Here is a 1,889-nt window from a genome sequence, read left to right as displayed (position 1 = left end):
GGAGGAAATTGATGTCGATTAAAGAACCGTTTACGGATTTGGACATTAAGACCGCGGATAGCGGTTTTTATGAGAATAACAGCGTTCCGATTGCGCTGATCAGTAAGGGTGTAATGGTCGCCCTTGTGCTTTGGGCGCTGATCTTTCCGGCGAACGCGAATAGCACTCTAGGCAGCTGGAACTCTCAGATTCTGGAGGTTTTCAATAGCTTCTACGTCATCATCGTAGGTCTGTTTTTCTTCTTTTTGGCCATCGTTGCGCTGCTGCCGGCTACCGGCAAGCGGGTGATGGGGACGCCCGGGGAAAAGCCCGAGTTCTCGAATTTCTCGTGGTTCTCGATGATGTTCGGTGCCGGTCTGGGTGTGGGCCTGATGGTGTTCGCCACCGCCGAGCCTCTGGGCCTGTGGGGCTCGAATCCCGTGGTTGTTGCGGGCGACGTGCCGGGCAATGAGCCCGAGGCGGTCCAGTCGGCTTATCGCTACACCTATCTGCACTATGGCTTCCACGCCTGGGCGATCTACGTGGTGACCGGCCTGTCGCTGGCCTATTACGCCTATACGCGCAACATGCCGCTGACCATCCGCTCGGCGCTGACGCCGCTGTTTGGCAAGCTGATGAACGGCTTCCTGGGCCATGTGGTCGACGTTCTGGGCGTTGTGGCAACGATCCTGGGTGTGTCGGTCACCATCGGCTACGGTGTCAGCCAGTTCATCGACGGTGTCTATGCGATCACCGGGATGGAGTGGATCATGGACCTGAGCGGTGAGGTTCCGGCCCCGTCGAAGGTTGGCCTGATTGCAGGTCTGCTGGTGATCATGGGCCTGTCGATCATCTCGGCTGTGTCGGGTGTTGGACGGGGTGTTAAGTACCTGTCGAACCTGAACCTGGTGCTGTCGATCATTCTGCTGGGTACGTTTGTCGTCTTCGGCTCGTTCGTCTTTGCGATGACCACCTATGGCACCGCGCTGGTGGACTATATCCTGCACTTCCTGTCGCTGAGCTTTGGCGCCTATGGCCCGCTCTCGGCCGAGGCGTTTGCGGCGGCTCTGCCGGCCGAGGCTCAGGCCCATGCGGATGCCCTGATGGGTGGCGCGACCAATGCCTGGGGCAGCTATGACGGCTTCAAGAGCGGTCTGGAAGGCGCAGCAGCGGAACTCGACGAGGCCACTCTGGCCGCGGCCTATGCCGCCGGTGAGCAGGGTCGTCAGTTTGGCTGGCAGGCAGGCTGGACCACGTTCTACTGGGCCTGGTGGATTGCGTTCTCGCCCTTTGTTGGCCTGTTCCTGGCGCGCATCTCGAAGGGTCGCACCGTGCGTGAGTTCATCCTGGGCTGTGTCTTCGCACCGGCGCTGGTCTGCTTTGCATGGATGACGGTTCTGGGCGGCACCGCGATCGATCTGGAACTGGCCGGTGAAGCCGGAGGCGCGATCATCGGGGCCTCGAACACCAACAAGCTGTTCGTGACGCTGTCCTACATGATCGACGGCGGTCTGTTGTCGATGCTGAACGTGATGTGCGTTGTACTAATCATGACCTTCCTGGTGACCTCGGCGGATTCGGGCATCCTGGTGATGAACACGATCATGTCGGGCGGCAGCCAGGAGACGGGCATCAAGCACCGCATCATCTGGGGTCTGATCCTGTTGGCGGTGATCGGCGCGCTGATCCTTGCAGCGGGCGAGAACAACCCGATGGACGCTCTGCGCAACGCGATGATCATCGGCGCGCTGCCCTTCACCATGGTGATGGGCCTGATGATGGTCGCCCTCGCCAAGGCACTGTTCCGCGACAGCCAGCGTGACAAACACGCCGAGGCACCACAGGCCGCAGAATAAACCCACCAAAACACAAACAAGCCAAGCGCCGCCCAAACACAGGGCGGCGCTTTT

The 1,889-nt window shown here is 60.1% G+C and carries 1 protein-coding gene; it reads left to right on the top strand.

Annotated features, from left to right (window positions below; genetic code table 11):
- Positions 1-11: 11 nt before the first annotated feature.
- Positions 12-1,835, top strand: a complete 1,824-nt coding sequence (locus tag ACR0JF_RS23235) for a BCCT family transporter (protein ID WP_170642523.1) — start codon at positions 12-14, stop codon at positions 1,833-1,835.
- Positions 1,836-1,889: the final 54 nt, after the last annotated feature.

This window comes from Ruegeria sp. BG11, from assembly GCF_056538565.1.
This window is presented reverse-complemented; position numbering and strand designations above follow the sequence as displayed.

Bases quoted from the DNA above. Each gene is read 5' to 3' on its own strand.
- ACR0JF_RS23235 (WP_170642523.1), top strand. From the start codon at position 12: ATGTCGATTAAAGAACCGTTTACGGATTTGGACATTAAGACCGCGGAT.